The organism is Thermococcus sp. MV11, from assembly GCF_012027285.1.
GTDB lineage: Archaea > Methanobacteriota_B > Thermococci > Thermococcales > Thermococcaceae > Thermococcus > Thermococcus cleftensis.
Window position 1 is genome coordinate 484,598 of record NZ_SNUD01000001.1, and the last position, 26,253, is coordinate 510,850.

Genomic DNA, 26,253 nt, shown 5'->3' on the forward strand with positions numbered 1-26,253 from the left:
CTCCTTATAATTAGCCTCCTAATATTTTAGAATCCAAAATATTTACACTTTACGTTACGACCTGTATTGCCCCTCACGGATAAGCTCCTGGTAGAGCCTTGGCTCAACGTCCTCCTCGCCCAGTCCAAGCCTTCTAGCAACCTTCCAGATTTTGCGCTTCGCCTCATCCACGTCATCGGAGATGACCTCTATGTCGAGGAAGGCTCCAAGCCCCTCGACGTCGCTCAGCTCAAAGGTAACCTCGCCGAGACGATAAACAAGACGCCTTTTTCTCACCACGATATCCTCCTGGAAGCCGAGCCGCCTGAGAATCTCAACGGTTCTTTCGAAGTCGGAAACCTCGACCTCGATCTCGTCGAACTCCTCGTTCCTGCCTGGATCGGCTATGCGCTTGTAGGTCAGAAAAGCCCTCCCGATGTTCTCCACCTTCCTCACCCGGAGGAGTTCGGGCAAGGAGATTGAAAAATAGACGTCTTCCTGGAGTTCTTCCCCAGCAAGCTCGGCCCCAAGAGACTCTATCGCCTCCCTTGCTTGCTCGAACGCGACGCGGAACTTGACCTCGATCTCCATCAGACGCCCACCAGAAAGCCCACGATGCCATTGCCCTTAGTGATATCGGTTATCGGCAGAACCTCAACCCGCTTGAGAGTGGGGAGAACCTTGATGGTCTCATCAACGAAGCGGTTGAGCTTTTCCTGAGATTCCTCACCTATAAGCGCGATAACACCATCTCTGCCACTTCTCGCAACGGCCAAAACGTTCGGAAGGAGGGACAGGGTCTTCATTATGTGAAGTATGTATCTCTCGAGGAAGTCCTCGATTATGGGCGTCTCGGCCTGTATGTACACCACGGCCAGGGCTTTCGGCTGGAGATCCTTTCCAAGGACTATTGTGTACCGGTCAATTATTCCCTTCTCCTGGAGCTTTTTGATCCTGAAGTGTATCGTGGATTCAGGGCGGTTAAGTCTCTCCGCTATCTCCGAGATGGTGAGTCGGGCATCTTCCTTTAGAATGCGGAGGATTGCCCTGTCAAGGTCATCGAGCTGGACCATGCTAACTCCTCCACCGGGGGTATACGTTGTTCTCGATACCAAGAAGATCTAAGATTTTTCCAATTATAAAGTTTACCATATCGTCCAAAGTTTTGGGCTTCGTGTAAAATCCTGGGGAAGCTGGCATAATTATCCCGCCAGCTTGAGTAACTTTCATCATGTTTTGGAGATGTATCAAGTTGAGAGGCGTCTCCCTGATGAGAAGGATAAGCCTTCTCCTCTCCTTGAGGGCAACGTCCGCGACCCTAGCGATGAGGTTGTCCGCATAGCCGTTCGCTATGGCCGACAGCGTTTTCATTGAGCAGGGAGCTATAACCACCGCGTCGAAGGGGTGAGAACCGGAAGCTATGGGGGCGAAGAGATCGTCCTCTTGATAGTCGGGCTTGAAATCGATGCCCGTCTCGTGCTTCAGCACCGCCAGGCCAGTCTTCGATGCGACTGTGACGACCTCGTGGTCCATCTCCCTTAGGATTTCAACGAGCCTTAGACCATAGATAGACCCGCTGGCCCCGGTTATTGCCACCACAACTTTCATTCCTCACACCACCCGAACTACGCCCGGCCAGTTTTAACGTTTTCTGGGCACCACGTCACTGACGTTTCCTGCCAGAATGAAAGGTAAGTTTTTATATCGCGTGAAGTACACAATAGTGGCTGATGGGTATGGAACAGAAGATTCCCGATGTGCTACTGAGGAGCGCAGTTCATATCGTCAAGGAACTGGGAGGCAAGGCCCTCGTCGTTCTTGAAGAAATAGAGCCTGAGAAGCTCCTTGACGCCAACGTCACGATAGTCATAGTCGGCTCCTCCTTCGACGTCGAGGACGAGAGGGTGAAGAGGGTCTCGATACCGCAGAACCTGGATCTAAACAACATTCTAAACCTGATATCGGCCTTCCTCATAGAGCACGACATTCTCGGGGAAGGAGACTCCTTCGTCTACGTGACCAGTGGAATCATAGGGATAAAGACCGTCAAGAAGAGCATCTCGGCGATGAAGGGCTTCTTCGCCCAGAACCAGAACGTTCTTCAGAGGCTCCTTGAAATAGCCATCGAGCTGAGCGTTGAGGGTAGGGAAGGAACCCCCGTCGGGACGATATTCGTCATCGGAGATACCAGGAGGGTCCTCAGGCACTCACACCAGCTGATTCCCAACCCCTTCAAAGGCCATAAGGTGAACGTCCTCGACAGGAACAGCAAGGAGATAATAAAGGAGTTCGCCCAGCTCGACGGTGCGTTCCTCGTCAGGGAGGACGGCAGGATAGTGGCAGCCGGGAGGTATCTGGAGATAGAGCCGAAGGTCATCGACCTGATGCTCCCGCCTGGACTTGGAAGCAGGCACATCGCGGCGGCCGGAATAACCAAGCTGACAAAGGCAATGGCCATAAGCCTCTCCGAGAGCGGGACGATAAGGATATTCAAGAACGGTCTCATGCTCCTCGAGTACAACCCGAGAATAAGGTACTGATCGGGTGCCATCACGTTTTTCCGCCCCCTTTTAAGCACTCCACCTTTAATCACAGTTTTCTGCCGAAACAAAGTTCTCAGCGGCCTTAGGAAACCGATTTTAGCATCTTTCAGACTGTAACTTTCTGTTGCATTCTAGTCAGCACTTGGTAACGAATTTTCTTCGAAGTTCTGAACAGGGGAAGGACGCTGTCGGGATACACTCCTTCCGTGCACAAACCGGTTCATTTTTGTCTTCCTGCCCTGCGAGAGAGTTTCCGGCGTTTTGAAACGCTGTGAACTAATGGGAGATCCCGTGAAGGTTTCTGTTCATTGGGAAGAAAACGGCCGGGGAGCGGTGTTTTGGTCCAAACGTGTTCACAAGCCCCTTGAATTCAGGACGTTTGAGGCCCCTTTTTCCGGTGGTTTTCAGAAAGGCTTAAATATTCGAGACTGCATAGGCCTTTACTGGGTGAACGGCCGGAATTCCCGCCCTGTTGCAATAAGACTCTGGGAGAATTGAAACGACTATGATTTCTGGATAATTTTCTGTGGAGATGTTTGTTGCAATAAGACTCTGGGAGAATTGAAACCGCGAGCGAGCGCGTGGGAGCGACGCACTACCTGAACAAGTTGCAATAAGACTCTGGGAGAATTGAAACTCATTGAGCCCCTGACCTCGGGCTGGCGCGTGCTCCTGTTGCAATAAGACTCTGGGAGAATTGAAACAGGGTGTAGGTCTCGGCATTCCATTCCGCTACTCTCTGTTGCAATAAGACTCTGGGAGAATTGAAACACGCGTGTATACATTGACGGCAAGGTGTACAAGGTCAGTTGCAATAAGACTCTGGGAGAATTGAAACCCTAGCTTTCTCTTGCGCCTCGAGCATATCCTCAGCCTGTTGCAATAAGACTCTGGGAGAATTGAAACGGGCGTCGTGGGGACGATGAAGGGGGGAGGGGTTGAGTTGCAATAAGACTCTGGGAGAATTGAAACACTGAAATAGGGGAAACAGAGGGTGAGGGGCTAAAACGTTGCAATAAGACTCTGGGAGAATTGAAACGTGGACACTTTAACGTTAGCTTTGCAGGTTGGGACGGTTGCAATAAGACTCTGGGAGAATTGAAACTATGAGAGCCTGGTTGATGCGGTCCTAAATGGCCTTGCGTTGCAATAAGACTCTGGGAGAATTGAAAGCTTTCTCTTGCAAAGTCGAGCAAGTCTTTGAGATACTGTTGCAATAAGACTCTGGGAGAAGAGAAAGCCTTCCCCTGCCAACTATTGCGGGCAATGTGCGCTATAATAGGACCGGCTAGAATCAAAGCATTCCCCGCTTAAAGCCAGCCCCTTTGAGGTACGGAAATCTTTTATCAAACCGCCGGAACTTTTTTTGGTGGTTGCATGAGGGCCAGAATCGTCGAGCGCTTTAAATTTGAAGCGGCTCACGCCGTGGTCATAGATGGAAAGCCCGAGGAGCTTCACGGCCATACCTTCAGGCTCGAGGTCGCGGTTGAGGGGCCGCTAAGGAACGGCTACGTCATGGACTTCCTGGAGCTGAGAAAGCTCGTCGAGGAAATCCTTGAGGAGCTGGACCACCGGAACCTCAACGGCATCTTCGAGAATCCTACAACCGAGAACGTTGCGCTATGGATAGCCGGGGAGGTTGAGAAGCGCCTTTCCAATGGCGTAAGGCTAAAACGCATAGTCCTCTGGGAGGGCGACGAGAACGGGGTGGAGTTTGAGTTCTGAGGACTCTCTAATAAACTATTGGTGAGGCTGTCGAAAATTAATTCCTCCTAACCTCTATCTCCCTTACGCCCTCCGTCAGAGCCATTCCGTTGGGCCCCTTATCGAAGGATATCTTGCCTGGAAGCGGCACCTTCACGGGCACGCTCTTCCTGCCCTCGTCACTGGGGGTCCAGCTTATCAGGTCTCCTTCCCCAACGTCCAGGGCCTTGATAACTCCAACCGGCCCCTCTATCACGTACCTGGCCGCTTTCTTCGGGGTGTAGACGCGCCACTTCTTGGCAGTTTTGAAATCAACCACCCGCCTGGAGGAGTCGAGCCAGATGACGTCTATATCGCTCAGCATGAAGAACATGTGGATCGAGGCGTTGGCCTTTGTTTCAGCTGGGAGAACAAAAACGAGGGCATAATTGATGTCCCTTACCAGCATTAACCCCCTGAACCTCCGGAAGAACGTGTCTGCCAGCTTAACCCTCCCATGCCAGGCCCTTCCTTTGGTCTCGTTGATGAGCATGTTAAAGAATGGGGGTGCGGGTTGATAAGTTTTTGGGAAAAGAAAGGGGTCAGAGCTCTCCGTTCCTGGCCTTCTCACCCAGTTCAAAGCCCTTGCGGAGCGCCCTTAAGTTTATCTCCTCGGTACCCTTTGGAACGGCGTCGAGAACGGCCTTCTCTATCGCCTCCCTGCTCACGACCCCTGTCCAGGCGGTTAGGATTCCGAGGGTCAAGATGTTCATCGTGAGGCTCAGCCCGGTCGTTTCCTCGGCTATTTTGGTGAGCGGAAGCGCTATGACGTTGAGCTTCTTCTCGAACTCCAGATCGCGGTGCGGGACGAGCTCTTCCTCCACAATGATTCTCGCCCCCTCCCTGACGGTGTGAAGGTACTTGTTGTAGGCCTCCTGGGAGAAGAAAACCGCACAGTCCGGCTTGAGGGTCTTGGGGTAGTCTATGGGCTCGTCGCTTATGACGACCTCCGCCTTGCTCGCTCCACCCCTGGACTCAGGGCCGTAAGCCTGGGTCTGCACCGCGTAGAGGTTCTCGTAGACGGCCGCGGCCCTTCCGAGGATAACGCTCGCCAGGATAACTCCCTGGCCGCCGAAGCCGCTGAAGAGTATCTCCTTCCTCATTCCTCCCACCCCATCATCTTCTTGGCGCGCCTCTTGTACGCCTCGTACTCCCTCACGAGACCGGGCCTGTCCCTGTCGGCAAACTCGCCGATGACTATCTTGCCCTCAAGTTCCTCCGGCGGCATCTTCTTCGCCTTCGCCAGCGGGACGGTTATCTTCTGGTACCAGCGGAGCAGTTCCGGAGCGGTCTTCATTCTGTTCCTCCTTCCGAAGCTTATCGGGCACGGAGAGAGGAACTCTACCAGCGTGAAGCCCTCCTTGCTCAGGGCCTTCTTTATGCTGTTGATTCCCTGGAGGTAGTTGAAGACGCTCCACCTTGCCACGTAGTTGGCTCCAGCCGAAACCGCGAGGTCAGCTATGTCGAAGGGGTTCTCGAACTGGCCGTAGGGGGCTGTTGTGCCGCGCAGGCCCTTAAGGGCGGTCGGCGCGACCTGGCCGCCGGTCATTCCGTAGGTGAAGTTGTTGATGAGTATCACCGTGACGTCGAGGTTCCTCCTGATTGAGTGGATGAAGTGGTTCCCGCCTATTGCCGCGGCATCGCCGTCGCCCATGAAGGCGATTATTTTGAGGTCAGGATTGGCAAGCTTTATGCCGGTCGCGAAGGCCAAAGCCCTCCCGTGTGTCGTGTGGAGGCCGTCGAAGTTGACGAATCCAGGCACGCGGGAGGAACAGCCGATTCCACTGACCCAGACTATCTCGTCCGGGTTGAGGCCGAGGTCGTCTATCGCACGGAGCGTGTACTGGAGTGCCGAGCCTATTCCACAGCCCGGACAGAATATTGTAGGAAGCATGTCCTTCCTCAGGTACTTGTCTCGAATATCGTAAGCGGATTTCAGGTACATTCAGCCCACCACCCTCTCGACTATCTCCATCGGAGTGTGAACCTCGCCGCCTATCTTGGGTATGAGCTCAACCTCCGCCTTCCCGTTGGCGCCCTCTTTGACGAGGTGGTAGAGCTGTCCGAGGTTCATCTCCGGGACGTATATCTTCCTCACGCGCTCGGCAAGCTCCTCTATCATGTCGAAGTCGAAGGGCCATATCGTGTTGAGCTTCAGCAGGCCCGCCTTGATTCCCTTCTCGCGGAGAATCTTAACCGCCCTCACGCCGGACCGGGAAACGATGCCCGTGCTTATTATCGCTATCTCTGCATCGTCCAGCTCGAAAGTGTTGTAGGTTATGATATCGTGCTTGTTGTTCTCTATCTTTCCGATGATCCTCCTTATGAGCCTCTCGTGGACCTCCGCCTCAACAGTCCTAGGCCTTCCGCGCTCGTCGTGGGTCAAGCCGGTGACGTAGGTCTTGTAACCCTTCCCGAATATGGGCATAGGCGGAACGCCATCGCCGTGGAGGTCACCGAACGGGAACTTCGCCTCCTCCTCGTTGGCGGGGAGCTTTCTCTCCACCAGCTCTATCTCCTCCGGTCTTGGGATGTAAACGCGCTCGCGCATGTGGGCTATCTCCGCATCTGTGAGCAGAACGACCGGCGTTCTGTACTTCTCCGCCAGGTTGAAGGCCCTTATCGTTAGGTCAAAGGCCTCCTGAACGGTCGATGGGCTCAGAACGATGAGCGAGTGGTCGCCGTGCGTTCCCCATATGGCCTGCATTATGTCTCCCTGGGCTGCAAGCGTTGGCTGGCCCGTGCTTGGCCCCCCGCGCTGGACATCGACTACAACTATCGGGGTTTCGGTCATTACCGCGTAGCCAATGTTCTCCTGCATCAGCGAGAACCCCGGGCCACTCGTTGCCGTCATCGCCTTCGCCCCTGCCCAGGAGGCGCCTATTATCGCGGCTATGCTCGCTATCTCGTCCTCCATCTGTATGCTCACGCCGTCCACCAGCGGCATGTAGAGGGCCATCGCCTCGAAAATCTCGCTGGCGGGTGTAATCGGGTAGCCTGCGTAGAAGCGGCAACCAGCAAGAATCGCCGCCCTGGCTATGGCCTCGTCGCCCTGAATGAAATCGCTCTTACCGACAGGAAACGGGTATCTCATTTCGATCCCTCCTCATAACCAACCCTGAAGGCCTTGATGTTTATCTCTTCCGTCCCCTTCGGAACGCGCCTCTTAATAGCTTCCTCAACGCTCTCTTTCTTCACGACGCCTGTTTTCGCAACGAGGTAGCCGAGGGCAACCATGTTGACCGTCAGGGCCAGCCCGGTCGTTTCCTCGGCGAGCCTCGTGAAAGGTGCACCTACGTAGTCCCTATCCGGCCTGACGAGGTCGGTTTCGATGATCAGGAGGCCGTCCTTCCTGAGAGAGTCCTTAACCGTGTCATAGCCGAGCTGGTGGAGGGCAACCAAGACGTCGGCCCTCGTTACCATGACGTCGTAGATAGGCTCCTTCGAGATTATGACGTCGGCAATTGAGTGGCCGCCGCGCGAGGCCGAGCTGTAGTCCTGGGTCTGGAGGACATTGAGGCCCTCTATCGCAGCAGCTTCACCGAGTATGACGCCGGCGAGCACAACACCCTGGCCTCCTATGCCAGCGAACCTAATCTGCATGCCTCACACCTCCTTGAGCCCGAAGTGCTCCTGCACCTCGTCTATCAGCTTGTTGAGCTCCTCCGTGAACTCGGGCCTCTTTCTGTTCACTAGCTCTCCTATGATGAACTTGCCCTCCAGCTCCTCTTCGCTCATGTTTCTGGCCTTGCTAACTGGAACCGAGTTCTTCAGGAACCAGCGGAGCATCTCGGCTGGCTCTTTCATCTTGTTCCTCCTTCCGAACTGGACGGGGCACTGAGAGATGACCTCGACGAGCGAGAAGCCCTTAACCGTTAGAGCCTTCTTTATGCTCTCGATGAGCTGGTAGACGTGGGCTGTGGTCCATCTGGCGACGTAGCTGGCCCCGGCTGCCGCTATCGTCTCCGAAATCCTCAGCGGGTGCTCGATGTTGCGGTATGGACTGGTGGTGGTTCTGGCACCGAAGGGAGTTGTCGGCGCGACCTGTCCGCCGGTCATTCCGTAGATGAAGTTGTTGACGAGGATTACCGTTATGTCTATGTTCCTCCTCGCCGCGTGGAGGAGGTGGTTCCCGCCTATGCTCGCCAGATCGCCGTCGCCGCTTATGACGACGACCTTTTTGTCAGGAAGGCCAACCTTGACGCCGGTCGCGAAGGCTATCGCCCTCCCGTGGGTCGTGTGGAGGGTATCAGCGAGGAAGTAGGGCGAGGCTATCCAGGCGGAGCAGCCTATGCCGCTGACGACGACCAGGTCCCTTGGGTCGAGCTTGAGCTGGTCTATCGCGTTTGCAAAGGCGTTGAGAACGGTTCCACCACCGCAACCGGGACAAAGAGCGGTGGGAAGGGCCTCCTTCCTGAGGTATTTAACCATCGGGTAGCGGGAGTAAATCTCAGGCATCAGGCAACACCCCTTATCTCGCGCAGAATCTCTTCAACTGTTAAGGGCACACCGCCGATCTTGTTGACCCCCCTCAGCAGGACGTCGTCGTTGACGTAGCGCTCGACCTCGAGAATCATCTGGCCGAGGTTCATCTCCGGGACGAGAATTGCCCTGGCGCGCTTTCCGAGTTCCCTCATTCTCTCACCTGGGAACGGGTGGACGGTCTTCGGCACGAAGAGGCCGGCCTTTATCCCTTCCTCCCTCGCCCTGAGAACGGCTCCGAGGGCCGGTCTTGCGGTGACTCCCCAGCTGACGACGAGTATCTCGGCGTCGTCCGTGAAGTGCTCCTCGTACTTCTCGTAAACTTCGCGGTTCTTCTCTATCTTCCGGTGGATTCTCCTCACGAGCCTGTCGTGGACCTCTGGCGTGTAGACGTCCCTCAGTCCGTTCTCCTTGTGGGTTGAGCCGGTGACGTGGGTGAAGTAGCCGTGACCGAAGAGGGGCATTGGGGGAACGCCGTCCCCGTGGGGATCTCCGAAGGGAAGCTTAGCCTCCTCCTCGTTGGCGGGAAGCTTCCGGTAGGTTATCTCCACATCATCAACGTCGGGAATCTTGACGAGCTCGCGCGTGTGAGCTAAAATCCCGTCGAAGAGGACCACAACAGGCGTCCTAAGCCTTTCGGCGATGTTGAAGGCCCTTATCGCCTCCCAGAAGGCGTCCTGTCCGCTGGTCGGCGAGAGCGCGACTATCGGGTGGTCGCCGTGGGTTCCCCACCTGGCCTGGAAGAAGTCGCCCTGGGCTCCCTTCGTCGCCTGTCCCGTGCTCGGTCCGCTCCTCTGGACATCAACGAGAACGAGCGGCGTCTCCGTCATCACAGCGTAGCCAAGGTTTTCCTGCATCAGGCTAAACCCTGGTCCGGCCGTTGCCGTCATGACCTTGAATCCGGTCCAGGAGGCGCCTATCATAGCGGCTATGCTCGCTATCTCGTCCTCCATCTGGAGGTAGTAGCCGTGGAGCTTGGGCAACTCTCTTGCCATCGTCTCCGCTATCTCGCTCGACGGAGTTATTGGGTAGCCTGCGTAGAAGCGACAGCCGGCGAAGAGCGCGCCGTAAGCGACCGCCTCGTTGCCCTGCATGAAGTAGTTGCCGGGCTTGTAGAGCTTTCTAAGGAGCCTGACCTGCTCCGGCTCGTCACCGCGGATTATCATGCTCACCACCTTACCGCGATGGCGAAGTCCGGGCAGAGGAGCTCGCAGAGCTTGCACTTGACGCACTTCTCGGCGTGAACGGGAACTGGGTAGTGGACGCCCTTCTCGCTCAGCTCCTTGCTCCACTCGAAGACCTTCCTCGGGCACATCTCGACGCAGATTCCACAGCCCTTGCAGAGAAAAGTGTCCACGTCGATTTCAACAACCCCTTCCGCCTTCCCGGTAACGAGGTAGTTTTCCTTCACGACCACGGTCTTTCCTTCGACATCTGCCATAATCATCACCCGCGATTTGCTAACCCCGTTTACGTTTGTCAAAATTTAAAGGTTTCGTGGGCGTACAGGAACGTACATCAGGGAGTCACGGGGGACGTTATAAACGAGCCGAAAAGAGAACGGTTAAAGGCTCAAAAAACGAAACGGCTTCACCAGGTTATCAGTTGCCAGTCCAAGAGTCCGTTCTCGACGATGTAGCTCCACTTTTCGCGACACTCGGGCTTGAGGTTCTCGATGTAGCTGATGTCCTGCGTCGCCGAGAACTTCTTTATGGCCCTGCCTATGGCCCTATCGTAGTCGGTCAGGCAGTTGTGGGGGCCCCTTTTGGAACCGGCCCCAACGGGGTCGCTGAGGATCCTCTTGTTCGGGAAGCGCTTCTTAGCCCAGATAATGACCTCGACCGCACTCCAGAGCCAGGGCGGGCGGTATTCACCTTTTTCCCAGAGCCTCTCGTAGAGGGTCCCCTTCTGAATGTCCGTTATGTTTATCGAGAAGGTGTCCGTGTATGGCTCGGCTTTGATTATGCTCTCCCTGACGTCCTCTATACCGTCTCTCTCGCTCAGGAAGATGGGCTTGAGGAGGAGGTAGGTTTTGACCTTCGCCCCTGCCTCGTGTGTTATCTCCGCCGCCCTAACGAAGTCCTCGAAGGTGTTGCCCTTGTTGATGGAGACGTCTGCTATATCATTGTTGGCCGTTTCGAGGCCGATAGCGACCTCAAAGTGCTTGTCGGGGACTATCTCGGCCAGCTCCTTGACTGCATCGTAGCGAACCAGCTCACTCCTGCTCTCTATGACTATCTCCTCGACGTTGTCCATCTTCGCCAGGATTTCAAAGATTCTCCTCCTCGTCTCGGGCTTCAGCTCGCCGTTGTCAAGGAATGAACCCGAGGTGAACATTCTCACGGCGAAGGGGCCCTTTTTGCCCTCGATTTTCTTCAAAGCCTCCTTAACGTAGTCCACTATCGCGTCCTGGCTCCACCTAACCTTGGGAGCGGCCGTTGGATATGCGCACATGTAGCAGGCCTGGTTAATCCTGAAGCGGTAGCAGCCGATGGTCGGAAGGATTATGAAGAGCGCCGTTCCCGGCTTTCCAGCGACGTTGTCCTCGCTCGTCCAGTAGGTCATTCTCCCACCTAAGAGCGGGTGGTGAATAGGGTTTTTAAAGGTGAGGGAAGGTTTAAATCGGTCCAGGTTGAGTTCCATCTTGGTGAGAAGATGGAGGAAGTTACGGAGGTCCACGTTGTGATTAAAACTTCTCAGAAAAACGCCGAGAGGCTCAAGATTGAACTGGCGATGCTTCAGGGGAGGTTGAACGTTGAGGAGGCACTTAAACGCGCCAGAGGAACCATGAAGGGAGCAAAACCCTGGCAGGAGCTGGAGGCGGAAATGTATGATGAGCTTGTTCCTTGACAGCAACGTGTTTGTTGAGTACTTTCGTGGGAACCAAGGGGCGGAGCAACTCGTTGAGAAACTGTTTACGGGGAGATACTCCCTTTTCATAAACGACGTTGTTTACAACGAAGTGCTGTTTATGTACCTTAAACACAAAACTGGCAAGAGCTACTGGGATCTAAAAAAGCACCTAGAGCTGGTTAAAAAGGCAGGTAACGAATTCGTGGACTCCATATTGCCTCTTCTTGCGTTTCCTAAGTTTCTAGACACAACGAACGAAATAATTGTGGAGGCACTTACGATTGTAACAACCCACGGCCTTCTCCCAAGCGACGCTTTAATCCTTGCAACTGCAAAATACTATGGACTCGATGGCATAGTAACCCTCGATTCCGATCTGCTCAAGGTCGCACCACGCGAGGGCCTCTCGGCGATTTCAAGAGCTGATGACCTGAGGTGATTCCATGAGAATCCTCCTCACCAACGACGACGGCATCTACTCCAACGGCCTCCGCGCGGCGGTGAAGGCCCTGAGCGAGCTGGGAGAGGTCTACGTCGTTGCCCCGCTCTTCCAGAGGAGCGCGAGCGGTCGGGCGATGACCCTCCACAGGCCGATAAGGGCCAAACGCGTGGACGTCCCCGGCGCGAAGATAGCGTATGGCATAGACGGAACGCCGACCGACTGCGTGATTTTTGCCATCGCCCGCTTCGGCGACTTTGATCTGGCGGTCAGCGGGATAAACCTCGGCGAGAACCTCAGCACGGAGATAACCGTCTCCGGAACGGCCTCGGCGGCGATAGAGGCTTCCACCCACGGGATTCCAAGTGTAGCTATAAGCCTCGAGGTCGAGTGGAAGAAGACCCTCGGCGAGGGGGAGGGTATTGACTTCTCGGTATCGGCTTATTTCCTGAGGAGGATAGCGACGGCTGTCCTCGAGAAGGGCCTGCCTGAAGGAGTGGACATGCTCAACGTGAACGTCCCGAGCGACGCCAGCGAGGAAACAGGCATAGCGATAACGCGCCTCGCGAGGAAGCGCTATTCTCCGACGATAGAGGAGCGGATAGACCCCAAGGGCAACCCCTACTACTGGATCGTCGGCAGGCTCGTCCAGGAGTTCGAGCCGGGCACGGACGCCTACGCTCTGAAAGTCGAGAGAAAGGTCAGCGTCACGCCCATAAACATCGACATGACTGCGAGGGTTGACTTTGAGAACCTTCAAAGGCTTCTGAGCCTGTGAATTTACGTTCTGATATCACACCGTGTTACACAAAGTGGGGAACAGGACTCAGCTTCGTTTTAAACATCTTCGTTAAACAAAAGGTTTATTTTGGGATTGGAGGATATGTCCAATGGTGTTCCCCCTGAAGAAGTGGTGGTTCATGATGGACGGGACATGCGCGAACACTATCTTGCATGGGGCAACTGGGGCTCCGGGACTCACCTTGTCAGGATAGTCCCAAAGAGGAGGTGAGCCAGTGAAACTTAGAGAATTCCTTCTTCACATTTTTGTCCTTGCCTCAGCAACGGCGTGGGAGCTTTTCCTCGCATACAACGCACCCCTGCTGGACGACTACTACATCAAAGGCGGAATGATTCATCTGAGCAGTGGAGTCATCAAATGCTGGAGGGAGTACTCACCATCATTAACTTTTGTCATTCTCGTTCTCCTCCCCGCTCTCGTCTTGCTCGTCATGTATCTCCTCTTCAAGAAAGCCCCCCTGAAGAAATCGGGTCTCGCGATTGGAGTGCCCGTTCTGCTGGTGGTTCTCGTCTCCCTCATAAACCCCGATAGTTCTCTCTTGACCCTGCCCGTCATCTCCGTCGGCGTTGGTGCTGTGCTCGGGGAAGAAAAAGGAGAGAAGGCGTTGCTCGCTATCGAGGGCCTTTTGCCAGGTTTTGTTGTGATTACGATAATACTCAGCGGGCTTGCGGTCAGCTGCTGATGGAGGGGAGAGGGTTTTGAAAATACAGGCGAGGAGAACGGATAAAGCCCTCTGGGCGGTCCCAGCCGTCCCGAGCTTCATCGCCGTCTCGATTGTGGTGCACATGGGTCTAGCAGTGAGTATATGATTCACCCCTCTCCAAAAATCCTCTCCACGAACCACTTCTCGTCGAAGGGCTTTAAGTCGTCGTAGCCCTGGCCGACGCCGACGAAGAGTATGGGCGCGCCTATCGCGTGGCTTATGCTCAGCGCCGCACCGCCCCTCGCGTCCGCATCGAGCTTGGTGAGGATCACCCCGTCTATCTTAACGGCTTCGTTGAACTGCTTGGCCTGCTCCACCACCGCGTTGCCCGCCAAACTGTCGCCCACGAAGATGACAAGGTCCGGTTTGGTAACGCGGACTATCTTCTTCATCTCGTCCATGAGGTTCCTGTTCAGCTCGTTCCTCCCGGCGGTGTCTATGAGGACGACATCAACACCCCTGGCCTTCGCGTGCTGGATCGCGTCGTAGGCCACCGCCGCCGGGTCGGCGCCGTAGGAGTGCTTTATGACCTTCACCCCGACGCGCTTTGCATGCTCCTCGACCTGCTCTATCGCCCCGGCACGGAAGGTGTCGCTCGCCGCTATGACGACGCTCAGACCGTTCTTCTTGAGCCAGTGGGCGAGCTTGGCTATGGTTGTTGTTTTCCCGCTCCCGTTGAAGCCGACGAAGGCTATGACGAAGGGCTTCTCCTCCTTGGAGCGTATCATCTCCAGGAGGTCAATCCTTTTTTCAGGCGTGAGAACCTCCAGGACGGCCTCGCGGACGGCCTCCTCCACTATGGCCTTCTTGTTGGTTCCTATCTTGACCTTCTGGCCGACGAGCTTTTCCTTTATTCTCTCCTTCAGTTCCTCGACGGTCTCAAGTGCAACGTCCGCCTCGAGGAGCTCTATCTCCAGGTCCCAGAGGGCGTTCTCGACGTCCTTCTCGCTTATCTCGGTCTGGGAAACCTTCTCCACGAATGAGCCTAACTTCTCTTTCAGCTTTCCGAACATTGCTCCCACCGGGAGAGGAGAGGGGGAGGCGGTATATAAAGCCCTCGGCGATAGCTGGTGTCATCACCGCTCAGACCCGAAGCCACTCGTCATCGGGCGCTCCACTGTTCATGCCATATCTCTTAATAAACCGCGCGCTAGTACCTCCTCACGTAGGTCTTGCTCTCCACCACCCTGCCGTTTTCGAGCCTCATCACATCGACCCTCTCGAAGCCCACCGTTTCGCGCTTGTAGGCGATGAGGTAGTCGATGTGGTTCCGGATTTCATAGCGCGTTATCGAGTCCTTCACGTACTTGTGCTCGTAGAGGAGCACCAGCTTGTCCCGGTGCTTCGCCAGCCACTCATTGAGCCTCTCGCGCTCCGCCTTGGGCCGCGATAGAGGGTCCACCATGAGGTAGACGTCGAAGTCGTCGCTCTCGAAGGGGCTGCCTATGTAAGCATCACCCCCCACCTGGAACGGAAGATACTCCGCCAGCACGCGCCTTCCTGACCTGCCCCATGCATTGATGTATATCCTCGCAAGTCTCTTCCCGTCTCCAGTTATTAAAACGGCTCCCGAGTCCAGTTCGGCTATTCTCTTCAGCATTGTCATCACAAAAAACTTTTACTCAATGGTTAAAATTCTTTCTCGAATTTTCGGTTTTTACGTGACCGCAAACTATATATTCCGTACGGAGTTATACCTTTGAAAACTCGCGGGGTGTTACCATGAAAAGGTGGTTGAGTCTGTTTTTAATCGGCCTTCTGGCCATAAGCGTCGTGGCCAGCGGCTGCATTTCCCCCAGTGGAGAAGAATCCACCAAGGGCGCCATCGCCATCGTCTATGACGTCGGTGGCAGGGGTGACCTGAGCTTCAACGACATGGCCTATCTCGGTGCCAAGAGGGCGGCCGAGGAGTTCAACCTTGACCTGGTTGAGATGCAGAGCAACAGCGAGGACGACTACGTGAAGAACCTCGAGACCCTCGCCGCCCAGAAGAAGTACCTCGTCATAATCGCGGTCGGCTTCATGATGACCGACGCTGTCAAGCAGGTCGCCGACGAGTACCCCGACCAGAAGTTTGCAATCATCGACGGCTACATTCCCGACAAGGACAACGTTATGAGCATTCTCTTTAAGGAGAACGAGGGTTCCGCCCTCGTCGGTGCTCTCGCTGGTCTCATAGCGGCCAACGACGGCAAGGACAAGGTGGGAATCGTTCTCGGAATGGAGATACCGGTTCTCTACAAGTTCGAGGCTGGCTACCGCTTCGGCGTTAAGTGGGCCGAGGACTACTACAAGCAGAAGGAGGGCAAGGACGTTGCCATAGACGTCCTTTACCAGTACACCGGAACCTTCAACGACGCCGCCAAGGGTAAAGCCGCTGCCAGGGCCCAGCTCGCCCAGGGTGCCTGGGTCATCTACCAGGTGGCTGGAGGCACCGGCCTCGGCGTCTTCGATGCGGTTGCGGAGGTCCTCGACTCGCAGGGCAAGAAGATGGGACCGCCCTTCGCGATAGGCGTTGACTCCGCCCAGGACTGGATAAAGCCGGGCGTCATCATAGCCAGCATGATGAAGCGCGTTGATGTCGGTGTTTACACCGCCGTCAAGGACGCCGTCGAGGGCAACTTCAAGGGTGGCATAGTCGAGCTTGGCCTCAAGGAGGGCGGCGTTGGGATAAGCACCGTCGATGACGTCATGGCGATGTTCGACTCCCTGCCTGAGGACACCCAGCAGCAGAAGCTCAAGGATCTCGGCTTCAACAGCAGGGACGAGCTCAAGCAGTACCTCGAGCAGACCAGGGCCCAGGTTCCCGACTGGGTATGGGACGCCGTCAAGGAGCTCCAGGACAAGATAGTCGCCGGCGTCATTAAAGTGCCCGCCCCGATGGACCAGGAGGGCATCCAGAAGGTCAGAGAAGCCAAGACCTGGCAGGAAATGATGGAGCTAGCCAGCTGAGTTTTCCCCTTTCTTTTCTCACCTTTAGGGAGGTGCGGCAATGGAACGGACACCGATAATCGAGATGAAGGGAATCGTCAAGGTATATCCCGACGGCACGAAGGCCCTCAAGGGGGTTGATTTGACCGTTTACAAGGGCGAGATTCTGGGTCTCCTCGGCGAGAACGGTGCCGGAAAGACCACCCTTATGAAGATCCTCTTTGGAATGCTCCACCCCACCTCTGGTAAAATCCTTATCAACGGCGAGGAGGTTCGCTTCAGAAGCCCCTCCGATGCCATCGCCCACGGCATTGGTATGGTTCACCAGCACTTCACGCTCGTTGAGGTTTTCGACGCGCTTCATAACATAATCCTCGGAATGGAGGGTCACGGACTGTTTTCCAAGATAGATGTAGATAAGGCCCGGCAGAAGCTCCAGCGCCTGATGGACGACCTTAACTTCCAGGTCCCCCTCGACGTCCCCGTTGAGGACCTTCCCGTTGGAGTCCAGCAGAGGATAGAGATACTCAAGATGCTTTACCGCGACGTCGATGTCCTTATCCTGGACGAGCCCACCGCTGTTCTCACCCCGATAGAGGTCGAGGAGCTCTTCAGGGTTCTGAGACAGCTCAAGGAGGAGGGCAAGACGATAATCTTCATCAGCCACAAGCTCAACGAGGTCATCGAGCTGACGGATCGCGTTACCGTCATAAGAAAGGGCGAGGTCATAGGTACCGTTGAAACCAAAGATGCAACCCCCCAGCTCTTGGCCAAGATGATGGTCGGAAGAGACGTGGTTCTCAGGATAGAGAAGCCCCCCAAAGAACCGGGAGAGCCGATACTCCGCGTCGAGAACCTTAGGGTCAAGGGCGACAGGGGAGAAGAGGCAGTCAAGGGGCTGTCCTTTGAGGTTCGTGCGGGGGAGATATTCGGCATAGCCGGTGTTGAGGGCAACGGACAGACGGAGCTCATTGAGGCCATCTCCGGACTCAGAAAGGTCGAGGGGGGGAAGGTCTATCTCCAGGGCAATGACGTCACGGGCAAGGGTCCGAAGGAGCTTTACGACCTTGGAATGGCCCACATACCCGAGGACAGGACGCACATGGGCCTTATCCTCGACATGACCGTCACGGAGAACTCGGTTCTGGGGCTCCACTGGAGGAAGAAGTTCCAGCGCTTCAGGGGAGTTATCCACTGGGGCAAGGTCAGGGAACACGCGAGGGCGCTGATAGAGCAGTTCGACATCTCGGCCCCCGGGACGGAGGCGCCGGTGAAGAGCCTGAGCGGCGGAAACCAGCAGAAGCTGATCGTCGCGAGGGAGGTCAGCAAGGAACCGGTGTTTATCATCGCCGCTCAGCCCACTAGGGGAGTAGATGTCGCATCGACCGAGTACATAAGGAACTATCTAATCAGGCTGAGGAACGAGGGCAAGGCCGTTCTGCTCGTCTCAGCTGACCTTGATGAGATCCTCCAGCTCAGCGACAGAATGGGGATCATCTACGAGGGTGAGTTCATGGGAATCGTGAAGCCCGAAGAGGTTACCACTGAGGAGATAGGAATGATGATGGGAGGTATCCGCTATGAGGAAATCAGGAAGTGAGCTCATCGGGTCGATAAACCTCCGTCCCTTCGTCGAAAGCCTCATAGCGATATTCGTCGGCTTCCTCATCGGAGGAATCGTCCTCCTAGCCTTCGGCTACAACCCCTTCGAGGCCTACTACTGGCTCTTCCAGGGTGCTCTCGGCTCGACGAGGGGCATAGCCTCCACCCTTAAGTACGCCACGCCCATAATGCTCACCGCGCTGACCTTTGCCATAGGCACCAGGACGGGAATATTCAACATCGGTGCTGAGGGCTCCTTCTACTTCGGCGCAATAGCGGCGGTGATATTCACCAACATCTGGCCCAACATGTGGTTCGGGCTGGCAATGGGAATGCTTCTCGGAGCGCTCTGGGCACTTCCTGCAGCGGTTCTCAAGGTTTACCGCGGAGTTCACGAGGTCATATCCACGATAATGCTCAACTGGATCGGCTGGTTCTTCGTGCTCTGGCTCATAGTCGGACCCTACGCTAACCCCAATGACCCCAACAAGACGATAAGGATTCCAGTCGAGGCCAGAATGCCTGAAATAGGCTACGGCCTTTCAATAGCCATAATCTTCGCGGTCCTAGCCTCTGTGCTGACGTACTTCCTGCTCTGGCACACCACAACGGGCTTTGGAATGCGCGCCAGCGGAATGAACGAGAGAGCAGCGCGCTATGCCGGAATGAACCCCAAGAGAGCTGTCATGTGGTCCTTCCTCATCGGCGGTCTGCTCAGTGGACTCGGCGGCGCGATGAAGATAATGGGCGAGGGCCCGACCTACGCCATAAGTCAGGGAGGAGCGAACATCTACGGCTTCGGCTTTGACGGAATAGGCGTTTCTCTCGTCGGCAGGAACCACCCGCTTGGCATAATCCTCGCGGCGCTGTTCTTCGGAATGCTCCGCGCGGGAACGGCACTGATGCAGGCCGAGGCCCAGGTTCCGCTCGAGATAATCAAGGTCATACAGGGAATAATCGTCATAACCGTCGCCGTGCCGAGCCTTTATGATCTCGTTAAGAAGGCCTTCCACAGGGGGGCTGCCCAATGAGCGCAGGTGATGTCCTCACCATACTGTTCACCTCCCTGATGGCCATGGTGCCGATAGTGCTCACGAGCGTTGGCGCCGCATGGAGCGAAAGGGCTGGAGTGGTCAGCATAGGCTACGAGGGCGTCTTGCTCATAAGCGCGTTCTTTGGGGCCATCTTTGCCGAGCTAGCCGGAAGCGCGGTGGTCGGTCTCATCGGCGGCGTCATAGTGGGAATCCTCCTCGGAATGCTCCACGGGGCACTCACGGTTTACCTCAAGGGCGACCACGTCATACCGGGCATAGGCATCAACCTCCTCTCGCTTGGTATAGTCCCCTTCGGAATCCTCGCCTACTGGGGAACCGCCGGTCAGCACCAGCTCCCAGAGGACGCCACGATGTGGCACCTGGCGACCCCCTATGGGGAGCTCAGCCCGATGGTCCTGGTGACCATAGTAATAGCCGTGGTGACCTGGTGGGTGCTTTTCAAGACCCCCCTCGGACTGCGTGTCAGGGCGGTGGGTGAGAACCCGGAGGCAGCGGACGCTCTCGGAATAAACGTCGAAAGGTACCGCTTCTGGTCCACGGTCTATGGACACGCTTTGGCTGGCCTCGGCGGGGCCTTTATGAGCGTGGACTGGCTCGGGCTGGTGCACAAGACGATGTCGGGCGGCAGAGGTTTCATAGCCCTCGCCAACATGGTCTTCAGCGGCTGGAACCCCCTCATCTCGCTCATCGGTGGCTGGCTCTTTGGGTTCTTCGAGGCGCTGGCGGCTTGGCTGGCACCGAAGCACATAATCCCAGGGCAGTTTATCCTGATGCTGCCCTACATAATGACCCTCATCATAGTGGCGGGGATTATAGGCAGGGCCAGGCCGCCGAAGTGGGACGGAAGGCCCTACAAGCGCGAGTGATTATTCCATTTTTCATTTTTCCGGCCAGGAAAACAAAAAATGAAGTCACTTCTTCAGAACCACTCCCAGGGCCGTCCCGAGGACGAGCCCCACCACGATGGAGACCAGCACGTACCGTCCAACGTCCTCCCTCTGGACGGGCCCCGTTTCGGGCTTTTCTCCGCCCAGCGCCTTAAGAACAGCCGCGCTGTTCTCAACCAGCACCTCCGTGTAGGGCCTGTCGCTCCAGAAGACCGTTATCTCTGCCAGTGGCTTCCCGCTCTTTGCCGCCAGCTCCCTCGCCGCGTCCTTCATCTGGTCCGGGCTGTCCCTGGCGTAGACTATGAGATCCGCTCCCTCGGCCGCTGGCACGAGGTCGTCCACACCTATCGCCGGAACCTCCTCCTCGGGCTTTATGGCGGCGGTTGCCTTTATTCCAAGCCACTCGATGGCGTACTGGTCAGGGGGCATCTGAATGACCGCGGTTTTGTTGCCCTCAACCAGCGCCCTGTAGGCTTCCACTATCGCCCTAACCCTGCTCTCGAAGTCCCGGTACCTTGCCCTGTAAAGCTCGGCTCCGGAGGGGTTAGCCTTCTCGAGCGCCTTCTCGGTTGCCCGCGCTATGGCCAGCGCGTTGGTGGGGTCAAGCCAGACCCCGTGGGGATTGTCCTTGTTGTTATACCAGTATTCGGGAAGATAGCGGAAGCCCTCGCGCCTGTAGTCGTCGAGGAAAAGCGCCTCCCCGGTTATTGTTCCCTCATCAATCAGTTCGGCTATCTTCTTCTCCACGGGCAGGTGGCCGCCGGTCGTCACTATAACACTGGCCTTTCCGAGGAGCTCTATCTGGCCCGCGGTCAGCTGGTACTCGTGCGGATCCGCCCCGGGAGGAATGAGGTAGACGACCTCAACGGAGTCTCCGAAGGCGTCCCCGACTATCGCGGCGAGGGGGGCTATGCTCGTCACCACCAGGGGCCTTTCGGGTGATGCCCGGGACAGGGGGACGAGCGCGCCCACCAGCATCATCGCGGTGAGAATAACCACTGCAATCCTTCCCGCCCTCATTTTCGGTCACCCGAATCCGGTTCGCTCACGTGCTTTAAAAGCTGTCGGAAGCTTTAAATACCCGTCGTCCAAAATACCACCGGGTGTCGTGATGAAGCGACTGTGGGTTTTAATAATCCTTGCACTCCTCATTGCAACCACCGCACCGCAGGCAGCTGGCTACAACGTGCCCGGAAAGGTGAGCGTTGAGATAAGCCCCAACTCGGAGCTGCTGAGCGTCGTTTACTACCTCGCCTTTGGCCGGAGCGACCCCTTCGTCATAGATCGCGGGGGCTACCTCGATGAGGTTGATCGTTACTTCGCCCCCTACAGGAACCACCGCGCGGTTCAGATGCTGCGGGAGCACCTTGAAAACACCTCTTCCATCTCGGAGAGGGACCTTAGGCTGTTCTACACCGAATACTACCTCCTTCTCTGCACGGAACCGCCCGAGCTCCAGCCCTGGGGAAACATCAACGACCCCTGGACGCTTGACTTCATCGAGGCCCTGAGGGACTTCGCCAGGGAGAGCGACTTCATGACCTTTTACAGAACCCACCAGGATTACTACTGGGAAGACCTCGGGATATACACGAACGCGCTCTCGCTCCTGCCACCAGACGGGTTCATGGGCCGCTACACCGACGTTTCCAACGTTCGCTTCGAGTTCCTGCACCCGTTCCTGGTGGCGATACACGGCCACAGCTTCAACCCCGTCAGGGACGGCGTCCAGATATACGGGGCCGGGGGAATGGTGCCGCTCGTGAGACGCGACCCCCAGAGGACTGCCTGGAGCTACAAGACGGCGAGGGACACGATGTTCGGCCTGCCCCTCAACAGGGACTACGTGAACAACACGGGCCTTGACGAGCTTATCTACCTGGGCTTCGTCTACCACGAGCTTGGCCACGACATTACCCTGCCGGGTCTCTACGCCAGCTACGGCGACACCTACTCGCTGGCCTACCTGGAGGACACCATAGAGGAGGACATGCCCTACCTCGCGCGCTACGACATTCACTTCTGGGACAGGACGGGAATGATATACGAGGGCTTTGCCGACGGCTGGCTGGACTTCGCGCTCTCCAACGTGGACCCCGACTACGCGGCTTTAGCAGTGTGGCTCCAGAGGGCCTGGGGCGAGTTCTGGATAGACGAGGTGCTTCAGCTTTACAGGAAGTACACGGCAATGAGCGTCCAGAACTCCGTCCCTCTGGGGGAGTACGTGGACGAGATGCTCGTGGACCTGAGAACCATGATTCCTCCAGATAAGGCGTGGGAGCTTTACAGCGAGCGCGTCCCGGTTACACCGCTGAGGGCCTTCGACAGGGGCGCGGTTGAGGGAGAGGTCATAGTCGTTTACGGAACCCAGAATCCGGATCCCTCTGGAGTGGAGAGGGACAGGGAGACGGCCGAGGCCATAGCCGAGAACCTCAGGGTCTTTTACTCCCAGTGGGACGGGACGGTGGAGGTTTCGATCAAGGCTGACGTGAACGTCACCGGCGATGACCTGGGATCGAACATGGTGCTGGTCGGAGGGCCTTACTCAAACTCGCTCGTCGATGAGCTGGACGAGCGCTTCCCGCTGCGCTTCGTCCCTGTCGGGAGCGACCGCTGGGTGCTGGAGAAGAGCCCTGACTGGGAGGTCCACTCCTACGTCCTGACTGGGGACGAGGAAGACCCCGTTATCACGGGGGATCTCGGCAGCATCACGGGAACCGCCGTGATAATGGCCGTGAGGAACCCCTACAACCGGGCGAACTACATCGTCTGGGTGGCAGGGGAGAACAGGAACCTGACAGCGCTTTTCCAGAACCCGACGTACTACCTGAGCAGCTACGAAATATGGAGTGAAAAGGGAATAGAGATGGGATTCTACGTTCAGTCTCCCTGTGCTTCCTGAGTTTCTTCCCTTTCTTCCGAGTCGCTCCTTATGTGGGGCTTGCCGATAGCTATTGTGAAGCCCTTGAAGGAATCGTCCTTCCTGTTGAACTCTATCGCCAGGGGGAGGCCGTTGTCCTCGTTGAATACTATCCTTACGATCCTTGCCCTTGAGTGGTCGTTCAGGTAGTTCTCCTTCAGGCTCTCGTAGTTGTCTATGACCTCGTCGATGCTCTCGCTGTGCATCTCGTAGATCTCCCTTGCGTAGACGCTGTGGTTCTTGATCTCCCGAACCTTCTTCTCCCGGTCCAAGGTACCACTTCCTCAGGCTTTGCGCCACTTGCCTTCCCTGAACTTAAAAACCTTCCTGCGCTCCGCCATGCGGAGGGCTTCCTCCAGCCTGCCCTTCGGCACCTCTATGCCATGAAGCTCCCTGAACAGTTCGATGATTTCATCAGTGGTCAAAGCTTCCTTCTCCTCAAGGAGGTTGCCAACGAGGTTGATCATGTCCTCGACGAAGTTCCACGGGAAGACTATCCACGCCCAGTCGATCTCCTCGCCGTAGTAGTCCGGCTTGAAGCGGGAGCCCTTGATCGTGAGGAGCGTGGCGACCCTTATCTCAGCGGGCCCCTTGCCCTCGATGTAGTTCTTGGCGAGCGTCAGGCTCTCGCCCGTGTCACTGATGTCGTCGACGATGAGGACCTTCTTGCCGCTAAGGTCGTAGCTGGTGCCGTACCTGAGCTTTGCCTTGCCGTCAGGGGTAGCCGTGACCCCCCAGTGCTCGACCTTGAGGCTAACCAGGTCCTTGACGCCGAGGTAGTCGCAGTAGAGCCTCGCCGGAACCCAGCCGCCGCGGGCGAGGCCCACTATGACGTCTGGCCTCCAGCCGTCCTCTAGAACCTTCCAGGCACCTTCCTTGGCCCATCTTTCTATGTCCTCCCAAGAAGCGAGATACGCCGGAAACTTCTTCATTTGGATTTCCCTTAACGGAGCAGGGGGAAGGTTATATTTAAGCGTTGCGGCAGGAACTTTGACGTAAAAGTGGCAAAAGACGGGGGTGATTGGCCCGTCTTAATTAGCCCGTCCCGCCAGCATCACGCTCGGACACCCGCGCTAGGGATAGGGGGCGCTGTCGTCCCGGATATCCCGGAAATCTACTCTCCGAAGCCCTGGGAAATTGGTTTCGAAGGTTTTGAAATCGTTACGTTATGTTACAGTTTGGCTGAAATTCTATAACGGATTTTCCCCAGAGATCTGGAGGAGCAGGGAGACGGCAGAAAGCTGACGCTGCCTTGTGGCGATTGTTTCTTTCCAGATTTAATCGGTTTTCTTGGTTTTTTGGCTCTTTTAGCCCTTTTAACAGCCACGGAAATTGGGTGTGTGTTTTTGTGCATTGGGAAAATTGGGCTGTTAAAGGCGAGTTTGGGGGTTAAGCTCTCGTACCGGTCCGTGGATTCGGGCTTTTCTATCGGCCGGTTTCGGTTAGGTTTCCGGAAAGGCCTACATATTCGAGACTGCATAGGGCTTTACCAGGCGAACGGGCGGAATCCCCGCCCTGTTGCAATAAGACTCTGGGAGAATTGAACCCGGAACGTGGACAATCTTCTCATAAGGCCCTTCTGAGTTGCAATAAGACTCTGGGAGAATTGAAACGTCACGATGCCTTCCAAGAGTATAAAGATCGCCTTGAGTTGCAATAAGATCCTGGGAGAATCGGAACAGAATATTTTCTGGGATTAATACGCTCTCGAAAGTGTGGTGACCGGTCGTGGCTCAAAAAACCAGGGGAGTAAACTAAGCCCGGCCAAAGAGGGAAAGAGATCAAACCCGGATCCTCTTCCAGACAGTCCCCTGTGGTGTGTCCTCGAGTTGGATTCCGAGGTTCCTGAGTTCGTCCCTGATTCTGTCCGCCAGGGCGAAGTTCCTCTCCTTCCTCAGCTGGGCGCGGACATCTATGAGGAGCCTTATCAGCTCTTCCTCCTCGCCCGCCCTCTGCTCCCTGAAGTAGTCCTCGAAGATGCCGAAGACCTCGCTAACGATTCTGAAGAACTCCCATGCCTTCCTCAGCACGCTCTCCTTCGGGGTCTCGACCTCTGTGAGGTAGCGGTTCACCGCGTTGCTCGCCTCGAAGACGGCCTTTAAAGCTTCGGCCGTGTTGAAATCGTCGTCCATCGCCTCGTAGAACTTCCTCCTCGCGTCCCTTATGGCCTCGTAGGCCTCGAACTCCAGCTTTTCCCAGCGGAAGGAAATCTCTGCCCTCTCCATCGCCACGCGAATGTTCTCGAGGGTGTTGTAGAGCCTCTCGAGGTTGTTCTTCGCGTGCTCCATGCCCTCCTCCGTGTAGTCGAGGGGTGAGCGGTAGTGCCTCTGGAGAATGAAAAGCCTTATCACCTCGGGGTCGTAGCGCTCGAGCATTTCTCTAATAGTCACGAAGTTACCGAGGCTCTTGCTCATCTTCTCGCCGTTCACCATCAGGAATCCCGTGTGGAGCCAGTAGCGAACCCACTCGTGGCCGGTGCAGGCCTCGCTCTGGGCTATCTCGTTCTCGTGGTGCGGGAAGATGAGGTCGTTGCCGCCGCCGTGAATGTCGAAGCTCTCGCCGAGGTACTTGGTGCTCATCGTGGAGCACTCGATGTGCCAGCCGGGCCTCCCCTCGCCCCACGGTGAGGACCACTTCGGCTCGCCGGGCTTTGCCTTCTTCCAGAGGGCAAAGTCCTCGGGGTTCCTCTTGCCCTCCCCGGGTTCGACGCGTGCGCCCTTCACGAGATCCTCCAGCTTTATCTTGCTCAGCTTGCCGTAGTCCTTGAACTTCCTGACCTCGAAGTAAACGCCGTCAGAGCCCTCGTAGGCGTAGCCCTTCTCCTGGAGCTTCCTGACGAACTCTATGATGTCCTCCATGTGCTCGGTGACGCGCGGGTATATGTCGGCCGGCTTGACCTTTAAAGCCCTCATGTCCTCGAGGAAGTAGCGCAGGAACCTCTCGGCCAGCTCCTTCGGGTCCTCGCCGGTCTCATTCGCGCGCTTGATGATCTTGTCGTCTATGTCCGTGAAGTTCATCACCATGAGAACGGTGTAGCCCCTGTGCTCGAGATAGCGCCTGATGACGTCGAAGGCGACGTAGGTCCTCGCGTGGCCGAGGTGGGTGTAATCGTAAACCGTAGGCCCGCAGACGTACATCCTGACCTCGCCCTCGCGGAGCGGCTTGAACTCCTCCTTCTGCCTCGTGAGGGTGTTGTACACTCTTATGGCCATCTTCTCACCACCGGAGGAACTTTGGAGGGTTCTTTTATTAGGTTATCGCCCTCCCTTTGGCCAGGTTTGCGTGGCTTGGAGGGTTCCCCCAGCCAGCAAAAG

Annotated in this window: 29 protein-coding genes and 1 CRISPR repeat array; of the genes, 11 read left to right on the forward strand and 18 right to left on the reverse strand. The window is 56.3% G+C overall.

The window, feature by feature from the left end; all coding sequences use genetic code 11:
* Window positions 1-54 precede the first annotated feature (54 nt).
* Genes cyaB through E3E27_RS02670 form a run of 3 tightly spaced genes read right to left on the reverse strand, consistent with a single transcriptional unit; the run spans window position 55 to window position 1,587 of the window.
* Window positions 55-570 carry a class IV adenylate cyclase gene (gene cyaB, locus E3E27_RS02660; protein ID WP_167773349.1) on the reverse strand — a complete coding sequence of 172 codons (516 nt, stop codon included), beginning with the start codon at window positions 568-570 and terminating at the stop codon, window positions 55-57.
* Window positions 570-1,052, reverse strand: coding sequence for an Lrp/AsnC family transcriptional regulator (locus E3E27_RS02665; RefSeq protein ID WP_167773350.1), 483 nt, complete (start codon window positions 1,050-1,052; stop codon window positions 570-572). The genes cyaB and E3E27_RS02665 overlap by 1 nt, the downstream gene beginning before the upstream one ends.
* Before the next feature lies 1 nt (window position 1,053).
* Window positions 1,054-1,587, reverse strand: coding sequence for a UbiX family flavin prenyltransferase (locus tag E3E27_RS02670; protein ID WP_014789862.1), 534 nt, complete (start codon window positions 1,585-1,587; stop codon window positions 1,054-1,056).
* A gap of 128 nt (window positions 1,588-1,715) precedes the next feature.
* Here E3E27_RS02670 and E3E27_RS02675 point away from each other — a divergent pair, with 128 nt between their 5' ends.
* Complete coding sequence (locus tag E3E27_RS02675; protein WP_014789863.1) at window positions 1,716-2,519, forward strand: diadenylate cyclase; 804 nt, start codon at window positions 1,716-1,718, stop codon at window positions 2,517-2,519.
* A 474-nt stretch (window positions 2,520-2,993) separates the two neighbouring features.
* A CRISPR array of direct repeats spans window positions 2,994-3,762; the repeat unit is 30 nt; unit sequence GTTGCAATAAGACTCTGGGAGAATTGAAAC.
* A 137-nt stretch (window positions 3,763-3,899) separates the two neighbouring features.
* Entirely contained in the window at window positions 3,900-4,247 is a 348-nt protein-coding gene (locus E3E27_RS02680) for a 6-carboxytetrahydropterin synthase (protein WP_014787858.1), read from the forward strand.
* Between the two features lie 37 nt (window positions 4,248-4,284).
* On the opposite strand, the gene E3E27_RS02685 is transcribed toward E3E27_RS02680, so the two are convergent.
* The 9 genes from E3E27_RS02685 to E3E27_RS02725 form a co-directional block, all read right to left on the reverse strand.
* Window positions 4,285-4,758: a DUF192 domain-containing protein gene (locus tag E3E27_RS02685; protein WP_167773351.1), complete on the reverse strand. Its 474-nt coding sequence runs from the start codon at window positions 4,756-4,758 to the stop codon at window positions 4,285-4,287.
* Window positions 4,759-4,807: 49 nt separating this feature from the next.
* The gene (locus E3E27_RS02690) at window positions 4,808-5,368 is read right to left on the reverse strand and encodes a 2-oxoacid:ferredoxin oxidoreductase subunit gamma (protein WP_167773352.1); all 561 of its coding nucleotides are present in this window, start codon (window positions 5,366-5,368) and stop codon (window positions 4,808-4,810) included.
* Window positions 5,365-6,210, reverse strand: a complete 846-nt coding sequence (locus E3E27_RS02695; protein WP_167773353.1) for a 2-oxoacid:ferredoxin oxidoreductase subunit beta — start codon at window positions 6,208-6,210, stop codon at window positions 5,365-5,367. Before E3E27_RS02695 ends, E3E27_RS02690 begins: the two co-directional genes overlap by 4 nt.
* Window positions 6,211-7,359, reverse strand: a complete 1,149-nt coding sequence (locus E3E27_RS02700) for a 2-oxoacid:acceptor oxidoreductase subunit alpha (protein WP_014787865.1) — start codon at window positions 7,357-7,359, stop codon at window positions 6,211-6,213.
* The gene (locus E3E27_RS02705) at window positions 7,356-7,868 is read right to left on the reverse strand and encodes a 2-oxoacid:ferredoxin oxidoreductase subunit gamma (RefSeq protein ID WP_014787866.1); all 513 of its coding nucleotides are present in this window, start codon (window positions 7,866-7,868) and stop codon (window positions 7,356-7,358) included. Before E3E27_RS02705 ends, E3E27_RS02700 begins: the two co-directional genes overlap by 4 nt.
* Window positions 7,869-7,871: 3 nt before the next feature.
* Entirely contained in the window at window positions 7,872-8,723 is an 852-nt protein-coding gene (locus tag E3E27_RS02710) for a 2-oxoacid:ferredoxin oxidoreductase subunit beta (protein WP_167773354.1), read from the reverse strand.
* Complete coding sequence (locus E3E27_RS02715) at window positions 8,723-9,913, reverse strand: 2-oxoacid:acceptor oxidoreductase subunit alpha (RefSeq protein WP_167773719.1); 1,191 nt, start codon at window positions 9,911-9,913, stop codon at window positions 8,723-8,725. The genes E3E27_RS02710 and E3E27_RS02715 overlap by 1 nt, the downstream gene beginning before the upstream one ends.
* 2 nt (window positions 9,914-9,915) lie before the next feature.
* Window positions 9,916-10,188, reverse strand: a complete 273-nt coding sequence (locus tag E3E27_RS02720; RefSeq protein ID WP_014787869.1) for a 2-oxoglutarate ferredoxin oxidoreductase subunit delta — start codon at window positions 10,186-10,188, stop codon at window positions 9,916-9,918.
* Between the two features lie 149 nt (window positions 10,189-10,337).
* A complete protein-coding gene (locus tag E3E27_RS02725) occupies window positions 10,338-11,312 on the reverse strand; it encodes an archaeosine biosynthesis radical SAM protein RaSEA (protein ID WP_167773355.1) in 975 nt (324 codons plus the stop codon).
* A gap of 90 nt (window positions 11,313-11,402) precedes the next feature.
* On the opposite strand from E3E27_RS02725, the gene E3E27_RS02730 reads away from it, so the two are divergent.
* From E3E27_RS02730 to E3E27_RS02745, 4 genes are all read left to right on the forward strand, one after another.
* Window positions 11,403-11,597, forward strand: coding sequence for a hypothetical protein (locus E3E27_RS02730; RefSeq protein ID WP_167773356.1), 195 nt, complete (start codon window positions 11,403-11,405; stop codon window positions 11,595-11,597).
* Complete coding sequence (locus E3E27_RS02735) at window positions 11,578-12,039, forward strand: type II toxin-antitoxin system VapC family toxin (protein ID WP_167773357.1); 462 nt, start codon at window positions 11,578-11,580, stop codon at window positions 12,037-12,039. The genes E3E27_RS02730 and E3E27_RS02735 overlap by 20 nt, the downstream gene beginning before the upstream one ends.
* A 4-nt stretch (window positions 12,040-12,043) precedes the next feature.
* The gene (gene surE / locus E3E27_RS02740) at window positions 12,044-12,817 is read left to right on the forward strand and encodes a 5'/3'-nucleotidase SurE (RefSeq protein WP_167773358.1); all 774 of its coding nucleotides are present in this window, start codon (window positions 12,044-12,046) and stop codon (window positions 12,815-12,817) included.
* A gap of 238 nt (window positions 12,818-13,055) precedes the next feature.
* Window positions 13,056-13,523, forward strand: a complete 468-nt coding sequence (locus E3E27_RS02745; RefSeq protein ID WP_167773359.1) for a hypothetical protein — start codon at window positions 13,056-13,058, stop codon at window positions 13,521-13,523.
* A gap of 128 nt (window positions 13,524-13,651) precedes the next feature.
* On the opposite strand, the gene ftsY is transcribed toward E3E27_RS02745, so the two are convergent.
* Both ftsY and E3E27_RS02755 read right to left on the reverse strand, forming a co-directional pair.
* Window positions 13,652-14,557 carry a signal recognition particle-docking protein FtsY gene (gene ftsY, locus E3E27_RS02750; protein ID WP_014787875.1) on the reverse strand — a complete coding sequence of 302 codons (906 nt, stop codon included), beginning with the start codon at window positions 14,555-14,557 and terminating at the stop codon, window positions 13,652-13,654.
* 137 nt (window positions 14,558-14,694) lie between these two features.
* Window positions 14,695-15,144 carry a hypothetical protein gene (locus E3E27_RS02755; RefSeq protein ID WP_167773720.1) on the reverse strand — a complete coding sequence of 150 codons (450 nt, stop codon included), beginning with the start codon at window positions 15,142-15,144 and terminating at the stop codon, window positions 14,695-14,697.
* Window positions 15,145-15,266: 122 nt separating this feature from the next.
* On the opposite strand from E3E27_RS02755, the gene E3E27_RS02760 reads away from it, so the two are divergent.
* Genes E3E27_RS02760 through E3E27_RS02775 form a run of 4 tightly spaced genes read left to right on the forward strand, consistent with a single transcriptional unit; the run spans window position 15,267 to window position 19,998 of the window.
* On the forward strand, window positions 15,267-16,496 hold the full coding sequence (locus E3E27_RS02760; RefSeq protein ID WP_167773360.1) for a BMP family protein: 1,230 nt from the start codon (window positions 15,267-15,269) through the stop codon (window positions 16,494-16,496).
* Window positions 16,497-16,536: 40 nt separating this feature from the next.
* Window positions 16,537-18,075: an ABC transporter ATP-binding protein gene (locus E3E27_RS02765; RefSeq protein ID WP_014787878.1), complete on the forward strand. Its 1,539-nt coding sequence runs from the start codon at window positions 16,537-16,539 to the stop codon at window positions 18,073-18,075.
* Window positions 18,056-19,108 carry an ABC transporter permease gene (locus E3E27_RS02770; protein WP_014787879.1) on the forward strand — a complete coding sequence of 351 codons (1,053 nt, stop codon included), beginning with the start codon at window positions 18,056-18,058 and terminating at the stop codon, window positions 19,106-19,108. Before E3E27_RS02765 ends, E3E27_RS02770 begins: the two co-directional genes overlap by 20 nt.
* Window positions 19,105-19,998 (forward strand): ABC transporter permease, encoded by an 894-nt coding sequence (locus E3E27_RS02775; protein WP_167773361.1) that lies wholly within the window; start codon window positions 19,105-19,107, stop codon window positions 19,996-19,998. The genes E3E27_RS02770 and E3E27_RS02775 overlap by 4 nt, the downstream gene beginning before the upstream one ends.
* A gap of 45 nt (window positions 19,999-20,043) precedes the next feature.
* On the opposite strand, the gene E3E27_RS02780 is transcribed toward E3E27_RS02775, so the two are convergent.
* Window positions 20,044-21,039: a metal ABC transporter solute-binding protein, Zn/Mn family gene (locus tag E3E27_RS02780; RefSeq protein WP_167773362.1), complete on the reverse strand. Its 996-nt coding sequence runs from the start codon at window positions 21,037-21,039 to the stop codon at window positions 20,044-20,046.
* 91 nt (window positions 21,040-21,130) lie between these two features.
* On the opposite strand from E3E27_RS02780, the gene E3E27_RS02785 reads away from it, so the two are divergent.
* Window positions 21,131-22,921 carry a DUF4932 domain-containing protein gene (locus E3E27_RS02785; protein WP_167773363.1) on the forward strand — a complete coding sequence of 597 codons (1,791 nt, stop codon included), beginning with the start codon at window positions 21,131-21,133 and terminating at the stop codon, window positions 22,919-22,921.
* Here E3E27_RS02785 and E3E27_RS02790 read toward each other — a convergent pair.
* The 3 genes from E3E27_RS02790 to cysS all read right to left on the reverse strand — a co-directional run bounded on the left by E3E27_RS02790 (window position 22,900) and on the right by cysS (window position 26,151).
* Complete coding sequence (locus E3E27_RS02790; RefSeq protein ID WP_167773364.1) at window positions 22,900-23,211, reverse strand: hypothetical protein; 312 nt, start codon at window positions 23,209-23,211, stop codon at window positions 22,900-22,902. The genes E3E27_RS02785 and E3E27_RS02790 overlap by 22 nt on opposite strands.
* 12 nt (window positions 23,212-23,223) lie before the next feature.
* On the reverse strand, window positions 23,224-23,871 hold the full coding sequence (locus E3E27_RS02795) for a phosphoribosyltransferase (RefSeq protein WP_167773365.1): 648 nt from the start codon (window positions 23,869-23,871) through the stop codon (window positions 23,224-23,226).
* Between the two features lie 849 nt (window positions 23,872-24,720).
* Entirely contained in the window at window positions 24,721-26,151 is a 1,431-nt protein-coding gene (gene cysS / locus E3E27_RS02800; RefSeq protein WP_167773366.1) for a cysteine--tRNA ligase, read from the reverse strand.
* Window positions 26,152-26,253 lie beyond the last annotated feature (102 nt).